The organism is Pseudoruminococcus sp. (genome assembly GCF_047012705.1).
GTDB lineage: Bacteria > Bacillota > Clostridia > Oscillospirales > Acutalibacteraceae > Pseudoruminococcus.
This window is the reverse complement of record NZ_JBKXNW010000003.1, coordinates 137,783-155,588: the sequence shown is the minus strand read 5'-3', so window position 1 is coordinate 155,588 and position 17,806 is coordinate 137,783. Positions and strand designations below refer to the sequence as shown.

Genomic DNA, 17,806 nt, shown 5'->3' with positions numbered 1-17,806 from the left:
TCAAAATAACAGTTGAAATTTTTGAAATAATATGTTAAAATTATTACATTACATTATACGGAGGTAATTTCTTATGAAAGAAACTAAGCACATAAAGACACTTAATAGCGCAAATCTTAAAGAATCAGCAGTTAAGGGCGGTTGCGGCGAATGTCAAGCTTCTTGCCAGAGTGCTTGCAAAACTTCTTGCACAGTTGCTAACCAGAAGTGCGAGTCCGCTAATCGCTAATTATTGCTAATTCTAATACGCAAAACCAAATCTTAAAAAGAGCGGACTTAGTTCGCTCTTTATTTATGCCAATTTAAATCATTTGATAATAGAAAGCGTGACTAAAATATGATACATAAATATAATCTCTTAGGAAACAACATCTGCCTTGATGTACACAGTGGTGCCGTACATATCCTTGATGATATTTCCTATAAGATGCTCGACTACCTCGACGAAAATATGACCGAAAATATTCCCGATTCAGTAATTGAGGCTATGAGTGGAGAATACTCTAAGGAAGACCTTACCGAAACTTATAACGACCTTTACGAGCTTTATAAAATTGGACAACTTTTTTCTGACGATGACTATGAGAAGTTCGCTAATCTTATGAAAGGTGCTCCTGTTAAATCTATGTGCCTTAATGTTGCGCACGATTGTAACCTCCGCTGTGAATATTGTTTTGCTGCAAAAGGTGATTTCGGCAAAGGTCGCTGTCTTATGCCGCTTGAAGTTGGCAAAAAAGCTATCGACTTCCTTATAGAAAAATCCGGTTCAAGAAGAAATCTTGAGCTTGATTTCTTCGGTGGCGAACCACTTATGAACTTTGACGTTGTCAAGGGTGTTATAGAATATGCAAGAAGTATAGAAAAACAGCACAACAAGAATTTCCGCTTCACTATAACAACAAATGGATTGCTTCTCACAGATGATAAAATTGAATATATTAACAAAGAGATGAATAATGTCGTTCTTTCTCTTGATGGAAGAACGGAAGTAAACGACAGACTTCGTATAACTCCTAATGGCAAGGGTTGCTACGATATTATTGTCCCTAAATATCAAAAACTCGTTCAGAATCGTGGTGATAAAGACTACTACATTCGTGGTACATTTACAAGATATAATCTTGATTTCACAAACGATGTTCTTCATATGAAAGACCTCGGCTTTGAACAGCTCTCTATCGAGCCTGTTGTATCCGACCCTCTTCTTTCCTATTCTATTAAAACAGAAGATTTACCAGCTGTATTCGATGAGTACGAAAGACTTGCAAAAACTATTGTCGAAAGCAGAAAGAAAGGAGAATTTTATAATTTCTTCCACTTTATGATTGACTTAGACCAAGGTCCTTGTGCAGTTAAGCGCCTTCGTGGCTGTGGCTGCGGAAATGAATATGTTGCTGTAACTCCTGAAGGCGATATTTATCCATGTCATCAATTTGTCGGCGAAGACGATTATAAGATGGGTAATCTCAATGATGGTACTTTTGATGAGGATATGAAGGCGAGATTCGCCCTTGCTAATGTATACTCAAAGGATAAATGTAAGAACTGTTGGGCTAAATTCTACTGTAGCGGTGGTTGTAATGCAAATAACTTCAAATATGAAGGTGATATTCGCAAATCTCACGAAACATCTTGTGAATTAGAAAAAAAGCGTCTTGAGTGTGCGATTGCTATTAAAGCTGCTCTCGCTGAATAATTTAGGAGGCAAAGCTTATGGAACATCGTAAGCTAAAAAAAATCATTGCAATAATACTTATAATACTTGCATTTTTATTATCTACAATTATTATTTCAAGTTCAATAATAAATTCTTTTCATCTGATAGATAATGAACATACTCCTATGATAAGCTACGAAACCTACTCTCTCTCTACTAATCGTAACTATACACCTACATCTGGCGATTCCTACACTGTAGACTCTAAGCAAAATTCTTCTGCATCTGAAAATGTATTTAATCCTAATGATGGTTCCATTCTTGAAAGCTCAATAAATAATTCAGTTTCAAGCCCCATAAGCTCTTCATCAAACATAGAGTCATCAAAAAAAATTGGTAATTCTTCGAATAAGCAATCTGTTTCAAGTTCAGCAAACTATGTAGCCTCATCAAAAGCAGATTCTAAAACTCAAAACTCTGAAAAAGAAGAAACTACTCAACAAATCGCACAAAGAACTTCTACTCATCAGCATAGTTATGTTGAGCGTATTATATCCCCAAATTGTACATCAAAAGGATATACCCTGCATAGCTGTGATTGCGGAAATTCTTATGCTGATAATTATAAAAAAGCCCTCGGACATCAATGGGGCGAGTGGGAAACTATTTCTGAAGCTACTGTAACAAGCAAGGGATTTCAGCAAAGAATTTGCTTAAGATGTTCGGCAAAGGACTATAAATATATTGAAAAATTGGAAATCAAAAATTCTCCAAATTCTGATTTTGCTGAAGAAGTTGTAAAACTTATTAATGAAGAACGCAAAAAAAATGGCGTAACTCCTTTAAAAATCAACCATACCCTTATGAATAATGCCTATACACGCTCAGCAGAGCTTGAAACAAATTTCAGCCATAAGCGTCCTAATGGAGACCCCGGTTACACTTTTGTTCTTAACCTTGATTATTCAATCGTAGGTGAAAATATTGCCGCAGGTCAAAACACTCCGAAAGAAGTTGTTGAAGCCTGGATGAATTCTTCCGGTCACCGTGCAAATATCCTAAATCCTGAATTTACTCATACAGGTGTAGGCTGTTATATAGCAAGTGATGGTTGGGTATATTGGACACAGCTTTTTGGTGGTTAATTAATATTTATGTTGAAATTCGCCGAATAATGTGTTATAATTTTTAAAAATGGTCTTTGATTGACTGTCCGTCTGATTTATGAACAATGATGTTCATCTAAAACGGACAGTCATTTGCTGTTCATTTTTAAATTATTAAGAGGAGTTTTATTATGGAGGAGTATCGTTATCTTTTAGATTTAGCTTTGATTTTATTTACAACAAAGCTATTCGGTTTAATCTCGCAAAAATTTAAAATGCCACAAGTTGTCGGCGCTTTGCTTGCAGGTTTAATATTAGGCCCTGCAATACTTAATATCGTGCAAAAATCCAATTTTATCACCACAACATCAGAAATCGGTGTTATCGTTTTAATGTTCTGTGCAGGTCTTGAAACTGATGTCAAGGAACTTAAAAAATGCGGAAAGGCTTCATTTATTATAGCCTTACTTGGTGTTATTGTTCCTCTGATAGGCGGATTTGGAGTTGCATATTTCTTTAACAAACCCGGTATAATAGATTCTGACGCTACTTGCAATATATTCTTACAAAATGTTTTCATCGGTGTAATACTCACAGCAACTTCTGTAAGTATTACAGTTGAAACACTTAAAGAACTCGGCAGACTAAAATCCGAATCAGGTAATGCTATCCTCGGTGCTGCAATTATAGATGATATTCTTGGTATCATCGCACTTACAATTATTACAAGCCTTGCTGACTCAAGCGTTAATGTATGGCTTGTCTTGCTCAAAATTCTCGGCTTCTTCGCAATGGTTGTAGTTGCAGGCTATGCGTTCTATAAGTTATATATTTGGTGGGCTAACCGCTCTAAACACCTCAAACACAGACACACAATCATTTGCTTTGTTTTCTGTCTTGCTATGTCTTATGTTGCAGAGGCTGTATTCGGAGTTGCAGATATTACCGGTGCATTCTTTGCTGGACTTATCATCTCTCTTACTCAAAGTTCGGAATATCTTGCAAAAAAATTCGATGTTCTTTCTTATCTCTTACTCTCACCTATCTTCTTTGCAAGCATTGGCTTGAATGTTGTTCTTCCATCAATGAGCATACAGATTGTAGTTTTCGCTGTCGTAATAACGATTGTTGCTATTATAACAAAGATTATCGGCTGCGGACTTGGTGCAAAGCTCTGCGGATATAAAAATTATCAGTGCAAAAGAATCGGTATAGGTATGATTTCTCGTGGTGAAGTTGCTCTTATAGTTGCGAATAAAGGTGCGTCTATGGGATTACTTGGTTCTGTAATACTTGGACCAATAGTTATTATGGTTATCGCAACTACTATCATAACTCCTATTCTCTTAAAAATTGTTTACTCAAGCAAAAAGACAAAGCATATTGATGAGACTATGCCTGCGGAAAATACCATCAATTCCGTTACAGAAAGAATTCAAGATAGCTATGTCAATGAAACAGTTAAAGCAGAAATTCCTGAACTCCCTCTTTCAGATAAAAAAATCAGAAGTAAGAAAAAATAAAATCGTATTATAAATTCAAAAAGGACGCTCGAATTTGAGCGTCCTTTTTACTGTTATCATTTATATAGAAATGCTTGTTTTAAAAGCATTTCTTTTTTATTTTCGCAATTTTCAGAAATAACGTCTTCAAGCAGCTTATCAAGTATAACACCAATATTCTTTCCGACTATACCAATTTCTTTCAGGTCATCGCCCGAAATATCCAACTCGGATATAATGCAACAAAGATTTTTTTCATATATTTCATCAAAGAATCTGATAGCATTATAATATAGTTGTGCTGTACTTTCTTTATGAGGTTTTGAAAAGACAACAGCATATTTTATATCAAGCCAATCCTTTGTAAAATCATAGCCAAAATCACGCACAAATCTTCTCATATCAGCAAGAGTTTTCGGAAATCTTATACTATGATTTTTTATAAGCTTCAAAACTGCTGTATTAACTATTTTTTCAAATTTGAATCGTGAAAGAATTTCCTTTGCTATCTCTGCACCCTTTTCAGCGTGATTAGGATATTTTTCCTTGCCGTCAACTATTACTTTGCAATATGGTTTTGCAACATCGTGTAAAAGCATACATAATCTCTCATATAGATTTTTTGACATCGAAACCGCTCTTACAGTATGCTCCCAAAGCGTCATATCAGGATATTTTTTCATAATATAATTATCCTCAACACGCAATTCAGGAATCAATTCATATATAACCTCTCTGCATGACATAAGCACATCATAAATACTTTCACCTAAAAGCATACCTCTAAATTCGCTTGTAATTCTTTCCTTTGCAATTTTTTGAAGTAAATGTTTTGTTTCAATCATAGCTGAAAGAGTTTCTTCCTCTATTCTAAATCCTAAAGTCGAGGCAAACCTCATTCCACGCATAATTCTTAAAGCGTCCTCAGAAAATCTCTTATGCGGATTTCCGACACAGCGGATTAACTTATTTTTTAAATCTTCCTGTCCGCCATAAAGGTCTATTATTCCCTCAGATTCACAATAAGCCATAGCGTTAATCGTAAAATCACGCCTTGCCAAATCTTCTTCTATACTTCGCACAAAAGAAACAGAATCAGGTCGGCGTGAATCAGTATAAATACCATCACTTCTGAATGTTGTAACCTCGACAAGCTTGTTCTCGGATACAACTGCAACTGTTCCATGCTTTATGCCATTATCCACTGTTTTATAGTCCTTGAAAATTTCAAGCATTTTTTCTGGCAAAGCTGAGGTTGCAACATCAAAATCATTTATTGGTCGTCCAAGCAGATAATCTCTGACACAGCCTCCAACGACATATGCAGAAAAGCCATTTTCCTCAAGTCGGTTTAAAACATCAGAAACATATTTCGGTATATTCATCATAAAATCGCCACCTAATAAATTAAAGCAAAATCAACTTAAAAAAGTTTCACTCAAACCTTTTCAAAGATTTGTAGGTCAAAGGGCAATATCCTTAACAGTGAAATACTTTATATCTCTCCTAAGCCTCGTAGTGAATTCTCTGAAAGCCAAATATTGACTAAAACTACTTTGAAACTGATAGCTTTTCAAAATTATTCTTTCTTAGCTTTTAATTCAGCCATTTGTTCACGCTCTTTTTTAAGCTCATCAAAAAGAGTATTTACATTCCAATCCTTGTTAGTTTCGGTAAGAATCGCAGTAAGCTTAACAAGTCCTGCACCTGTTTTTCTCATTGCAAAGAATAGCTTGTCTATAAGATTGTCTGAAAATCCGCATAATACCATCATTTCCTCGGAAATCCCGTCACCATCATATGCAAGCTCTGTTGCTTCTGAAATTCCTGCAAATTCACCAAGAGTTTTGGCAAAATCAGATTTAGGAACAGTCTTTACACGCAGTTTTAGCGGAAGTGCCGCACGAGTTATTTTAGCAGCTTTCTGCTTAGGAACATTAAATAGCAGTACAGTTTGTATCATATTATACTCTATCCTCTCTCGTATGCAATCCGTTGTGATTTCTCAAAAAGAACAGCATATCTATAAAGCTTTTATCATATGGAATAAATTCTCCGCTCTCAATCATATACTTGATTTCATCAGCCGTTGCCCATTTAACCTCTTTGACTTCTTCGTATTGAAGTTTCAAAGCATCTATCTCAACTTCTCTTTCAACTAAATAAATGTCATTAAAGCCATTTTGAAAGTTTATTGTAAATGATGGGCGAACATTGCTCAAATCAAGCTTATATCCTATTTCTTCTAAAGCCTCTCGTTCAGCGGCAGTCTGACTTGTATCTCCGCTGACCGCAGAACCTCCGACAGTAATATCCCACAAATCTGACCAACCGGATTTAAAAGGCTGTCTATGCTGAATCAGCATTTCACCCCGTTTATTAAAAATACAGACATGAACTGCCAAATGATAGCGATTTTCTTTTATTTTTTCGCCACGAATCATAGTTTCGCCTGTTGGAATCCTGTTTATATCATATAAATCCCAAATTTCCATAGCTTACCTCATTTAATTTCTTAAACTTCTCCCTCTGCGGCAGCTTCAATCGCCTTGCGGATTTCTTCCACACCCTCTCCATTTTCTGATGAACAAGGGAATAATCTTACATCACCAAATACAGACATCTGCTGACGCATTTCCTCAATTCTTGTGGCACGCTGGGATTTTTTCAACTTATCAAGCTTAGTCATAGCAACAATAAAATTAAAGCCATTGTGTGAAAGAAAATCTATCATATTCATATCGTCTTTTGTGGCAGGGTGACGCAAATCGCAAATCTGTATAACCATACGAATATCTCTATCCATTGCAAAATAACCCTCTACAAGCTCTGCCCATCGTCTTTTTTCGCTGTCCGATACCTTGGCATAGCCATAACCGGGCAAATCTGCAAGTCTTGCAGTTTTGAGGTTAAAGAAATTTATTGTTGCAGTTTTACCCGGAGTGGCGCTAACTCTTGCAAGAGATTTTCTGTTGAGAATTTTATTTATAAGCGATGATTTTCCGACATTTGAACGCCCTGAAAATACTATTTCCGGTAAATCCGACGGCGGAATCTGCGAAGATTTTCCATATGCCGCTTCAAAACTTGCTATCTGAAAATTCATAGTTATGCTCCTTTATATACGAGTTTCAATCACTTCTGTTTTAGGCTCTTTTTTTGCGTGTTTTTTTCCTGTCTGCTTTTTAGAGCAAAGAGCTGTATCCAAAACCTCGTCAATAGTGCTTACAGGTACGAACTTAACTTCATTCTTGACGGTTTCATCAATCTCTTCAAGATTTGGCACATTATCCTTTGGAATAATAACGGTTCTGATTCCAAGCCTATATGCTGCAAGGGATTTTTCTTTTAATCCACCTATCGGCAAAACTCTGCCTCTAAGTGTAATTTCTCCCGTCATTGCAATATCTCGGCGAACTGCTCTGCCCGTCAACGCAGATGTAATTGCAGTGGCAATGGTTATACCCGCTGACGGACCGTCCTTTGGTGTTGCTCCCTCAGGGACATGAATATGAAAATCGTAAATCTTATAGAAATCTTTTTCAATTCCAAGAGCCTCTGCACGAGTTCTTACACAAGTAAATGCTGCTTGAGCAGATTCTTTCATAACATCACCAAGAGAGCCTGTAAGAATAAGTTTTCCACTTCCGCTTGTAACAGCAACCTCAACAGGTAATGTTACTCCACCAACAGAAGTCCATGCAAGACCGGTAGCCAAACCTACTTCGTCCTTATCATTCATTTCGTCCTTAGTGAATTTTCTTGCACCGAGAAAATCTTCAATATTCTTAACGGAAACTCTTACACTCTTTTCTTCACCGGAAACAATTTTTACAGCAGCTTTTCTCATAAGCTTTGCTATATATCTTTCGAGAGTTCTTACACCGGCTTCTCTTGTATAATTCTCGATTAAATCAACCAAAGCACTATCAGTAATCTTAAAATTCTTAGAAGTTAAACCATTCTTTTTAAGCTGTTTCTTGATAAGGTGCTTTTTAGCAATATTCAGCTTTTCTTCGCTTGTATAGCTTGAAAGTTCTATTATATCCATTCTGTCACGAAGCGGTGCAGGAATTGCAGAAAGATTATTTGCAGTAGTTACAAAAAGCACTTGACTCAAATCAAACGGCATATCTATATAATGGTCGTAGAACGAGAAATTCTGCTCGCTGTCAAGAACTTCAAGCAAGGCGGAAGTCGGGTCACCTCTGAAATCATTTCCAAGCTTGTCTATCTCATCAAGAAGTATAAGTGGATTATTAGTTTTAGCCTGAGTCATAGCGTGCATAATTCTACCCTGCATAGCACCAAGATAGGTTCTTCTGTGTCCACGAATTTCGCTTTCATCGTGTACGCCACCAAGCGCAACTCTTGCATAGCTTTTGCCCAATGCCTCGGCAATAGATTTTGCTATTGAAGTTTTACCAACTCCAGGAGGTCCTGCAAGACAAAGAATCATTTGATTATTTTTCTCTTTGCAAAGTTGTTTTACAGCTATTGCCTCAATAATTCTTTCCTTAACTTCCTTCATTCCATAGTGGTCGCTGTCAAGTTTACTTCTGATTTTTGCAATGTCTGTTTCGTCAACAGTAGACGTATTCCAAGGCAAAGAAAGGCAGGCGTCAAGATATGAGCGAATAATTCCTGCCTCCTGAGAAATTGACGGAAGTTTAGAAAGCTTTTCAATTTCCTTTTTAAGCTTTTGCTCGTTTTCTTCAGAAAGTTGAAGCTTATCAACCTCCTCGGTATATTTGTCAAGTTCCTCTGCCAAATCAGAATCCTCGAACATATTTTCGCCAAGTTCATCATTTATAGCCTTCAAACGCTCTTTAAGATAATATTCACGCTGATTTTCGTCCATAGACGCTTTTACTTTCTCGCCTATATCGTGTTCTGTATTGAGTATTATAAATTCTTCATTAAGATATTCAAGCAGTATATTAAGACGCTTTTCTATATCAAGCTCATTAAGAATATCCATTTTGTAATTAAGATTTACAATAGCGTGTTCGGCTATAAGGTCGCATAAAATGCCTGCGTCCTCACAAGAACGAATCATTGTAACTGTATCATTAGAAAGCCTGAGATACTGCGGTAAAATCTGAACATTTTTTACAAATGCTATTTTTACTGCCTGTTTCAAGGCTGATATTGTTATATTATCATCTGTATTAGTAAGCTCAGCCTTCTGAACCTCAACTTCCATAAAGGATTCCGTTTCAGTATACCTAACAGTATTTGCTCTGAATAAGCCTTCAACAATTATTCTGATTTCCGAATCTGAAATTCTTATTGCCTGCTTTATTTCTGCAACCGTACCAATATTTGTAAGATTGCTTTCAAGTTCATCATCCTCAAGGACATTTATAGTAGCCGGCATAAATACTCTCTGGTCTTTTTTTATAGACTCAGTTAAAGCTATTACTGCTTTCTTAGAGCTTACATCATATTGAGTAGTTGAAAGCGGATATACAACTAAACCCCTCGTCGGAATAGCAGGTAATGTAATAATCTCTGTATCCATATTGTCCTCCAATAAATTTTATATCTATATCGTATTTTTAAAAATAATTAGCATAAAGGGGAAAATCCACAGAATAGATTTTCCCCTTTTGTTAAGTCTAATATACTATTCTTAGACTGAATTTTACTTTTTAGAAGATTTTGCAAGTTCTCTTTCGAGCCATGCAACAGCTAAATCAAGTGCAACTGCAAGATTTTCTTTCTCACCTGTCTTGATAATCTGCTTTCTTGCACTGATTTCTGTATCTGTGCTTAAAAGCTGAATTGTAACCTTATTGGCACAATCAAGATTATTAGAATTTTCCTTAGACTTGATTTGCAGCTTAATAACATAAGGGTCTTTCATATCTCCGAAAAAAATCGTGTCGTTATTTCTTACAAGCGGTTTTCCTCTGTAATAAAGCGGAAATGCAGTTTTAGTATTAGACATATAATCCTCCAATCGCAGTAAGTATGATTTATAAACGGTTAAAGAAACTACTGTGCCTTGTGCAAGAGAAATTGCACAAGGCACAAAAACGCAGTAGATTCACAAATTAAGGTCTTACCATAATACTCTTTCTTTTGGTAAGATATGCATTCAGATTTTATTTAAAACCATCAGGCACTCCTTTTAGCAATGATGTCTTAAAGATTTAAATAATTCTTTAGCAAAGCTTCAAGCAAATCATCACGATCAATTTTTCTTATAAGATTTCTCGCGTTATTGTGAGTAGTTATATAAGTGGGATCCTCAGACAAAATATATCCGACAATCTGATTCAGAGGATTATAGCCCTTTTCTTCAAGAGCCTTATAAACCGTCGTAAGAATAACTCTTATGCTCTCATCTTTATTGCCGTTAATAGAAAAGACCATAGTTTTGTCCTGCACGAGTACCACCTCCATACTGCTTATTTTAGCATATACATTATAGGATTTCAAGTACAAATTGTAAATTTGACACTAAAATGACCAATATATTGTGCATTATGCTCTAAGAACTGCACCCTCATTTTCAAGAGCCTTCATAATCTTCTTCATAGTGCTGTTAGCGTGTTCATCTGTAAGGGTTTCGTTATGAGAACGCATTGTGATTCTGAATGCAACATTCTTCTTACCCTTTTCAATCTGTTCACCTTGATATACGTCAAAGAGCTTAACAGATTCGAGAGTAGAGCCGGCTGACTTCTTCATAGCCTTTTCGAGTGTAAGAACAGGGATATTTTCATCGCATATAACCGCAATATCTCTTGTTACAGCAGGGAACTTAGGAAGTGGAGTATATTGCTTTTCAGACTTTGTATACTTAAAGAGTAAATCAGCCTCAAGCTCGAAAGCATAAACTCTCTCACCGATACCATAGTTTTCAGCTACTTGTGGGTGAAGTTCGCCGAATACACCAATTCTTTCGCCGTCAATAGTAAGAACTGCACAACGACCAGGGTGATATGCAAATTCATCAGCAGAAGCCTCTACATCATAATCATAGATTGAAAGTCTGTCGAGAGTTTCCTCTACAATACCCTTTAACTCAAAGAAATCAGACAAGCCATAGAAACCGCCGATAAGCTTATTCTTTTCGATAGGAAGCTTATCGTCTGTTATAGGAATATACTCACGAGCAAGCTCGTAGAGATAAGCCTTTTCATTTCTGTTGTTATAGTTCTTTGCGAGAATTTCGAGAATTGAAGGAAGTGCAGTTGTACGCATTACGCTTGTATCCTCACCAAGCGGATTTGTTATAACAACTGAACGGCGAAGTTCGCTGTCCTTTGGCATAAGAATCTTATCATAATACTTAGGGCTTACGAAAGAATATGTCATAATCTCGCTCAAACCAAGAGCAAGCATTGTTGCTGCAATCTTGCTATCAAACTTTTGACGAGCTGTATACTTACCCTGAGCACCACCACTTATAGAAGTTGATGGAATTGTGTTATAACCTACGAAACGAGCAATTTCCTCTGCAATATCAGCTTTATGCTGGAGGTCAGGTCTGAATGTTGGTGGAAGAACATCTTCTCCGTCAAATTCACATTCAAGCTTTGTAAGAATAGCCTTCATTTCGTCAACAGAAAGCTTTGTATCAAGGAATGAGTTAATCCAATCAGGCTCAAGAGCAATTCTCTTTCTTACATTTATCTTGTCGATAGATTCACCGGCAAAGTCGATAATCTCTCCGTCATATACATCTCCTGCGTCAAGAAGCTCTACAAGCTCACAAGCTCTCTGAAGTACAGGCAAGCAATTATTCGGGTCAAGTCCCTTTTCGTAGCGTGAGGAAGCGTCTGTTCTCATACCATGCTCTTTAGCTGTAAGACGGACAGAGGCGCCGTCAAAGTTAGCAGACTCGAAAACGATAGTGTTTGTATCATCAACAATTCCGCTGAACTCTCCACCCATAACGCCGGCAATAGCGATAGGCTTATTTTCATCAGCTATAATAAGATTTTTTTCAGAAAGCTTACGCTCAATTCCGTCAAGAGTTGTAATAGTTTCCCCTGCTTTTGCATTTCTTATACGGATTTTAGCGCCATCAACAAAACGCAAGTCAAAAGCGTGCATAGGTTGACCATACTCAAGCATAACATAGTTGGTAATATCAACGATATTGTTAATAGGACGAACTCCCATAGCACGAAGTCTTTCACGAAGCCAGCGTGGCGATGGCTTTACTCTTACATTCTTAACAATTTTTGCACTATACATCTTGCAAAGCTCTTTGTTTTCAATCTTAACATCGAGCATACCCTCACAGCTTTCGCCGATACCCTTTACGACAGGTGTATGAAGCTTGAGTGGCTTATTATAAGTAGCGGCAGCCTCTCTTGCAAGACCAATAACAGAGAAACAATCGGGACGGTTTGAAGTAATTTCAAACTCAACCTTTGTATCATTAAGACCTATTGCATCTCTGATATCATCGCCGACCTTGCAATCCTCTTGAATAAGGAAAATGCCGTCCTCAATAGCATAAGGGAAATCATGAACAGTTACTCCAAGCTCTGCAACAGAACAGAACATACCTTGGCTCAATACTCCACGAAGCTTGCCTTTCTTAATCTTCTGACCGCTATGGACAACAGAATTATCCTTTGCGACAGGTACAAGCGCATCAGGAACAACATTCGTTGCGGCTGTAACTATCTGAATAGTCTCAGCCTCGCCAACATCAACCTTGCAGACTGTAAGTCTGTCCGCATCAGGGTGCTTTTCAGTTGAAAGAACTCGACCAACAACTATATTTTTAAGTTCAGAGCCTTCCTTTTCAAAGCTCTCAACCTTAGAACCGCTCATTGTAATTGCTTCGGAAAATTCTCTCATATTGATATCTTCATCAATGTCAACGAACTCACGAAGCCATCTCATAGATAAATTCATTTCTTATACCTCCTTAGAACTGCGACAGGAATCTTACATCATTTTCATAGAAAAGACGCATATCATCAATATTATAACGACGCATTGCAACTCTCTCAAGACCAAGACCAAGTGCAAAGCCTGTATATTCCTCAGGATCAATGTTGCAGTTTTCGAGAACCTTAGGGTGAACCATTCCACAACCGAGAATTTCAATCCAACCCTCGTTCTTGCAAAGACGACAGCCGGCACCCTTACAGTTAAAGCACTGAACATCAACTTCGGCAGAAGGCTCTGTAAACGGGAAGTGATGCGGACGGAAACGAACAACTGAATCCTCACCATAAAGACGCTTTACGAATGTTTCAAGCGTACCCTTGAGGTCAGCAAAGGTAATACCCTTATCAACAACAAGTCCCTCAATCTGATGGAAAAGAGGTGAATGTGTTGCATCAACTGCATCAGAACGATAAACTCTACCCGGAGAGATTATACGAATAGGAGGCTTTTGCTTTTCCATAACACGAATCTGAACAGGTGATGTCTGTGTTCTGAGAACAATATTATCATTGATATAGAATGTATCCTGAGTATCACGAGCCGGGTGGTCCTTTGGAATATTCAACGCCTCGAAGTTATAGTAATCATACTCAACCTCTGGACCATCAACAATATCAAATCCCATTCCGACAAAGATTTCCTTAATCTCATCAAGAACAATAGAAAGTGGGTGCTTATTGCCAAGCTCATGTTTCTTTCCCGGAAGTGTAACGTCAAGCTTTTCTGCTGCAAGCTTTGCATTTCTTTCCTTAGTTTTGATGTCAGCCTGTGCAGATTCAAGAAGCTGTGTTATATTTTCTCTTACTTCATTTGCAAGCTGTCCTATTACCGGACGTTCCTCAGGAGAAAGCTTACCCATTTGCTTTAGAATAGCTGTGAGTTCGCCTTTCTTTCCGAGATATTTTACTCGAAGAGCCTCAAGCTCTTGCTTTGAACTCGCCTTTGCAAGTTCTTCTTGTGCCTGTTGCCTGATGTTTTCAAGCTGTTCTTTCATACTTTTCACCTCAAAAATTTATATTAAGGGCTTTGCCCTTAAAACCCACCAAAGGTTCTGCCTTTGGAAACCGCAAGCCTTTGAAAAGGCTTGCGCGAAACTTTTAACTGTCTTATAGGAAGAAATGTAGGAGCGAACTTCGTTCGCCTGTCCGGTAGTTACTTCGACCGCGTCAACAATCTTCTTAATATCAATGTTGAGGTTTTGCTTGCAAAACCGATTCCGCGTCTCGGGTGCGGCGGCTCGCCGCCGCCACACAAAAAATGCTTTCGTTCCTGACTTTTTAGTGTCAGGGACGAAAGCATAGATAATCTTCCGTGGTACCACCCTTGTTTTTGCAATATGCAAACTCTCATTATGCCTTTAACGGTGCTTTTCTCCGTTACCACCTAATCTGCATAAGCATTTCAGCAGTACCGCTCGGAAGTGAACTTCATCTCATTTCACAGACAAAATTGCTTTCAGCCCTCGACAATTTCTCTCTTTAGACTGCATATAAACAGACTACTCTCTTCGTCATTGCGTTTATAGTAGATTATATCATAAAAAATAAAAACTTGCAAGGAATTTGATAACATATTTCAGCTATTTTACAAACGAATAATCAACCAAGCCTTCATTTGCATAAACGGACTTAATTTCCTCTCTTACTTCTGTCAAAGCAAAGCCAAGAAGATTTTCACCCTGCCATTCATCAGGATTATTTATTCGCTCATCATTTTCACTCATACCAATGCCCCAAATTTTATCAAAAGGACTTGCTTCAACAAGAATCTTATCACCTGTACTCAACAGAAAATTCATAAGATTTCTATTCTGAGTAAATTTAAGATAATTACCATTCAGAACAATGCTATATTTTACATCATTCCATATTTTTTCATCAAAATTACGAATTTTTCTGCCAAGAGATTTTATTTCATTTGGTTCATCAGAAGCCATAATTTGCTCAAAAACTTCCTTATCATCAAAAAGCAAAGCTTTTTTGGACATCATATATTGTTCCATACAACAATATTTATAATGCTCCTCACAAAATTCAGATTTCCACCACTGACTAAAACAAGATTTTGTAATACCGTTTTTAGACGGTCTATGTCCCCAAAAGAAAACAAATTCAGTTTTTTCACCGCTTTTATATTTCTTTCTCAGCCAATCAATATCATATAGCGGTTTTCCGTTTTCTTGCCAAAAATGAGTTGAAAAATCATTATGAAAATAGAATAGTTTTTCAACCTTAAATTCGTCATAATCTCTTTCTAAAAATTCGTCCCAAAATCCACACCAGCTTTTCGGCTCAGGAAATAGTTCCATATATTCATTCTGTTCACTTGGCGAAAGAGTTTCAAACCAATCATAGATATTATACCTATACTCTTCTCCAGAACCCATTCGCCAACCTATAGAATATCTTTCCATATAAGGATAAGCCATCCAAAGCGGTGGCATAAGTTTCTTTTCCTGCATAGTTTTTCCACCTGATTTCAATTTATGCTGTCATCAGTTTGTATTACAAAGAATATAAGCTTCAGCTCGATGTTATTATAGCATTAAAACAAAGCATTTACAATAAGGAGGATATTTATCTAATCCATAAAAATAACAACATACTCCCCCATATACAAGCATATAAATTATAAATGCTTTGCGGAAGGTGAGTTCGTGGAATTTATCGTAAAAATAAACCATACTATAAATTCGGTTGTGTGGGGACCTGTTGCCTTAGTCGCATTACTTTTAATTGGAATATTTTTTTCATTCAGACTTGGCTTTTTACAAATAACTAAATTCAAACTTTGGTGGAAAGAAACTATCGGCTCACTTTTTTCCAAAGAAAATAAATCCGCCGAAAAAGGCAAAATAACACCATTTCGAGCAATGGCAACCGCTCTTGCAGGTGCAATAGGTACAGGCAATATCGTCGGTGTAGCAAGTGCTATTGCACTTGGCGGTGCAGGAGCTGTATTCTGGATGTGGATTTCAAGCATTTTCGGTATGGCAACCATATTTGCCGAAAATGTTCTCGGCGTAAAATATCGTGAAACACGAAACGGTAAATATGTCGGCGGACCTATGTACTACATAAAAAACGGACTTCACTGCAAATGGCTTGCGGCTATTTTTGCAATAGCCTGTACATTAGCCTCTCTCGGAATGGGAAATATGACTCAATCCAACGCTGTCGCAGGAGCATTGGAGATCGGCTTTGATGTTTCACCTGTTGTAACAGGAGCATTTCTTACCGCCTTAGTCGGAGTTGTAATATTTGGCGGTATAGAAAGAATATCGTCATTTACGGCAAAAATAGTGCCTTTTATGGCAATTCTCTATACTCTGGGAGCATTGATTGTTGTATTCATAAACATAAAAAAAATCCCCGAAGCGTTCGGGGAAATTTTTTCATCGGCCTTTGATATAAGCTCTATGGCTGGTGGCTTTATGGGTTACGGAATGTCAAGAGCCTTGAAATACGGAATATCAAGGGGCGTATTTTCTAATGAAGCAGGTTTAGGAAGCTCGCCGATAGTTCACGCCGCCGCCGATACAGATAATCCATGCAAACAAGGAATGTGGGGCATATTTCAGGTTTTTGTTGATACGATTGTTTTGTGTACGCTTATGGCTCTGTGTATAATCTGTACAGGCTCGCACAAAACAAATCTTGATGCAGTTGCAGTAAGCTCCTACTGTTTTGAAAGCGTTTTCGGCGATTTCGGAAAATACTTTATGTCGCTTTCAATAACTCTTTTCGGAGTAGCGACACTTGTCTCGTGGTCATATTTCGGTGAACGCTCTGTTGAATATCTGACAAATGGACGCTTTATCAGCTCATATAGAATCGCCTATACCCTTATTACTTTCGTTGGTTGTATAATCAACCTCAATCTTGTTTGGGAAATTTCCGATACTTTCAACGGACTTATGGCTATACCAAATATGATTGCCATTGTCTTGCTTTCCGGTGTAGTCAAAAAAGAGTATGATAAATACCGACTCAGACTTTAACCATAAATAAACCATCTCTGTTGCAATAAGCATAAATAATCCCATGACCGTTCATTCTGAAACGACATTCAGCATTTTGCTCAGGATAAAGCTTCTCTATCTGCATAGAATTCCCTGAAAAATATGCAATAAATGAAATGTAGTGTTCCTTACTCATTTCATGATTAACAGTAATATAATATTCGCCGTCTGCAATCTGGACTGAAATTATATGCTTTGAATCATCTTCAACTTCAAGCTTTGGCAAGGAAATTCCACAACAGCTAAAACTCCCCTCTCCAAAAGAGTAAATAACATTTCCACACAAGGGGCAAACATAAATTTCCGATTTCATAATATTCGCAGAACGATTATTATTTTTAGCTATGTTTCCGGTAAATAATTCTGTAACCGAAACATTCAAAGCCTCAGCCAATTCCGCAATAACGCTTATATCCGGCAAGCCTCTGTTTGTTTCCCATTTTGATACAGTTTTGTCACTGACGCAAAGTTTGTCTGCAAGTTCTTTTTGAGTAATACCTTTTTGTTCTCTAAGATTTTTAATAATATTTCCTGTAATATAATTCATAAAATCAACTCCTTTTGTTGACTAAATCATACATCAGAAAATACAAGC

The 17,806-nt window shown here is 37.2% G+C and carries 16 protein-coding genes and 1 other annotated feature; of the genes, 5 read left to right on the top strand and 11 right to left on the bottom strand.

What is annotated here, in order from left to right; all coding sequences use genetic code 11:
- The first annotated feature begins 73 nt into the window (after positions 1–73).
- From scfA to ACLU24_RS04225, 4 genes are all read left to right on the top strand, one after another.
- Positions 74–229 (top strand): six-cysteine ranthipeptide SCIFF, encoded by a 156-nt coding sequence (gene scfA, locus ACLU24_RS04240; RefSeq protein WP_022263620.1) that lies wholly within the window; start codon positions 74–76, stop codon positions 227–229.
- A gap of 108 nt (positions 230–337) precedes the next feature.
- Positions 338–1,696, top strand: a complete 1,359-nt coding sequence (gene scfB, locus ACLU24_RS04235; RefSeq protein WP_412610532.1) for a thioether cross-link-forming SCIFF peptide maturase — start codon at positions 338–340, stop codon at positions 1,694–1,696.
- A 17-nt stretch (positions 1,697–1,713) separates the two neighbouring features.
- Positions 1,714–2,802 carry a CAP domain-containing protein gene (locus tag ACLU24_RS04230; RefSeq protein ID WP_412610530.1) on the top strand — a complete coding sequence of 363 codons (1,089 nt, stop codon included), beginning with the start codon at positions 1,714–1,716 and terminating at the stop codon, positions 2,800–2,802.
- A 152-nt stretch (positions 2,803–2,954) separates the two neighbouring features.
- Positions 2,955–4,286, top strand: a complete 1,332-nt coding sequence (locus tag ACLU24_RS04225; protein WP_412610529.1) for a cation:proton antiporter — start codon at positions 2,955–2,957, stop codon at positions 4,284–4,286.
- A 56-nt stretch (positions 4,287–4,342) separates the two neighbouring features.
- Here ACLU24_RS04225 and ACLU24_RS04220 read toward each other — a convergent pair whose 3' ends face one another.
- From ACLU24_RS04220 to ACLU24_RS04175, 10 genes are all read right to left on the bottom strand, one after another.
- On the bottom strand, positions 4,343–5,653 hold the full coding sequence (locus ACLU24_RS04220) for a CCA tRNA nucleotidyltransferase (RefSeq protein WP_412610528.1): 1,311 nt from the start codon (positions 5,651–5,653) through the stop codon (positions 4,343–4,345).
- A 191-nt stretch (positions 5,654–5,844) separates the two neighbouring features.
- Positions 5,845–6,228 carry a DUF3783 domain-containing protein gene (locus ACLU24_RS04215; RefSeq protein WP_412610527.1) on the bottom strand — a complete coding sequence of 128 codons (384 nt, stop codon included), beginning with the start codon at positions 6,226–6,228 and terminating at the stop codon, positions 5,845–5,847.
- A 1-nt stretch (position 6,229) separates the two neighbouring features.
- The gene (locus ACLU24_RS04210) at positions 6,230–6,760 is read right to left on the bottom strand and encodes an NUDIX hydrolase (protein ID WP_412610525.1); all 531 of its coding nucleotides are present in this window, start codon (positions 6,758–6,760) and stop codon (positions 6,230–6,232) included.
- Positions 6,761–6,780: 20 nt separating this feature from the next.
- Complete coding sequence (gene yihA, locus ACLU24_RS04205; protein WP_412610524.1) at positions 6,781–7,371, bottom strand: ribosome biogenesis GTP-binding protein YihA/YsxC; 591 nt, start codon at positions 7,369–7,371, stop codon at positions 6,781–6,783.
- Positions 7,372–7,383: 12 nt separating this feature from the next.
- Complete coding sequence (gene lon, locus ACLU24_RS04200; RefSeq protein ID WP_412610522.1) at positions 7,384–9,789, bottom strand: endopeptidase La; 2,406 nt, start codon at positions 9,787–9,789, stop codon at positions 7,384–7,386.
- Between the two features lie 123 nt (positions 9,790–9,912).
- On the bottom strand, positions 9,913–10,218 hold the full coding sequence (locus tag ACLU24_RS04195; protein ID WP_412610521.1) for a hypothetical protein: 306 nt from the start codon (positions 10,216–10,218) through the stop codon (positions 9,913–9,915).
- Positions 10,219–10,415: 197 nt separating this feature from the next.
- The gene (locus ACLU24_RS04190; protein WP_412610520.1) at positions 10,416–10,661 is read right to left on the bottom strand and encodes an IreB family regulatory phosphoprotein; all 246 of its coding nucleotides are present in this window, start codon (positions 10,659–10,661) and stop codon (positions 10,416–10,418) included.
- A 96-nt stretch (positions 10,662–10,757) separates the two neighbouring features.
- Positions 10,758–13,151, bottom strand: coding sequence for a phenylalanine--tRNA ligase subunit beta (gene pheT, locus ACLU24_RS04185; protein WP_412610519.1), 2,394 nt, complete (start codon positions 13,149–13,151; stop codon positions 10,758–10,760).
- A gap of 13 nt (positions 13,152–13,164) precedes the next feature.
- Entirely contained in the window at positions 13,165–14,184 is a 1,020-nt protein-coding gene (pheS, locus tag ACLU24_RS04180; protein WP_022263633.1) for a phenylalanine--tRNA ligase subunit alpha, read from the bottom strand.
- A 288-nt stretch (positions 14,185–14,472) separates the two neighbouring features.
- Positions 14,473–14,713, bottom strand: a binding site (T-box leader).
- Positions 14,714–14,769: 56 nt separating this feature from the next.
- On the bottom strand, positions 14,770–15,651 hold the full coding sequence (locus ACLU24_RS04175; protein WP_412610518.1) for an NADAR family protein: 882 nt from the start codon (positions 15,649–15,651) through the stop codon (positions 14,770–14,772).
- A gap of 195 nt (positions 15,652–15,846) precedes the next feature.
- On the opposite strand from ACLU24_RS04175, the gene ACLU24_RS04170 reads away from it, so the two are divergent.
- Positions 15,847–17,190, top strand: a complete 1,344-nt coding sequence (locus ACLU24_RS04170) for an alanine/glycine:cation symporter family protein (RefSeq protein ID WP_412610516.1) — start codon at positions 15,847–15,849, stop codon at positions 17,188–17,190.
- On the opposite strand, the gene ACLU24_RS04165 is transcribed toward ACLU24_RS04170, so the two are convergent.
- Complete coding sequence (locus tag ACLU24_RS04165; protein WP_412610515.1) at positions 17,180–17,758, bottom strand: helix-turn-helix domain-containing protein; 579 nt, start codon at positions 17,756–17,758, stop codon at positions 17,180–17,182. The two genes, ACLU24_RS04170 and ACLU24_RS04165, sit on opposite strands and share 11 nt — an antisense overlap.
- Positions 17,759–17,806 lie beyond the last annotated feature (48 nt).

Excerpts from the sequence above, each read along its gene's own strand:
- scfA (WP_022263620.1), top strand. The coding sequence starts at position 74 with ATGAAAGAAACTAAGCACATAAAGACACTTAATAGCGCAAATCTTAAA.
- scfB (WP_412610532.1), top strand. The coding sequence starts at position 338 with ATGATACATAAATATAATCTCTTAGGAAACAACATCTGCCTTGATGTA.
- ACLU24_RS04230 (WP_412610530.1), top strand. The coding sequence starts at position 1,714 with ATGGAACATCGTAAGCTAAAAAAAATCATTGCAATAATACTTATAATA.
- ACLU24_RS04225 (WP_412610529.1), top strand. The coding sequence starts at position 2,955 with ATGGAGGAGTATCGTTATCTTTTAGATTTAGCTTTGATTTTATTTACA.
- ACLU24_RS04220 (WP_412610528.1), bottom strand. The coding sequence starts at position 5,653 with ATGATGAATATACCGAAATATGTTTCTGATGTTTTAAACCGACTTGAG.
- ACLU24_RS04215 (WP_412610527.1), bottom strand. The coding sequence starts at position 6,228 with ATGATACAAACTGTACTGCTATTTAATGTTCCTAAGCAGAAAGCTGCT.
- ACLU24_RS04210 (WP_412610525.1), bottom strand. The coding sequence starts at position 6,760 with ATGGAAATTTGGGATTTATATGATATAAACAGGATTCCAACAGGCGAA.
- yihA (WP_412610524.1), bottom strand. The coding sequence starts at position 7,371 with ATGAATTTTCAGATAGCAAGTTTTGAAGCGGCATATGGAAAATCTTCG.
- lon (WP_412610522.1), bottom strand. The coding sequence starts at position 9,789 with ATGGATACAGAGATTATTACATTACCTGCTATTCCGACGAGGGGTTTA.
- ACLU24_RS04195 (WP_412610521.1), bottom strand. The coding sequence starts at position 10,218 with ATGTCTAATACTAAAACTGCATTTCCGCTTTATTACAGAGGAAAACCG.
- pheT (WP_412610519.1), bottom strand. The coding sequence starts at position 13,151 with ATGAATTTATCTATGAGATGGCTTCGTGAGTTCGTTGACATTGATGAA.
- pheS (WP_022263633.1), bottom strand. The coding sequence starts at position 14,184 with ATGAAAGAACAGCTTGAAAACATCAGGCAACAGGCACAAGAAGAACTT.
- ACLU24_RS04175 (WP_412610518.1), bottom strand. The coding sequence starts at position 15,651 with ATGCAGGAAAAGAAACTTATGCCACCGCTTTGGATGGCTTATCCTTAT.
- ACLU24_RS04165 (WP_412610515.1), bottom strand. The coding sequence starts at position 17,758 with ATGAATTATATTACAGGAAATATTATTAAAAATCTTAGAGAACAAAAA.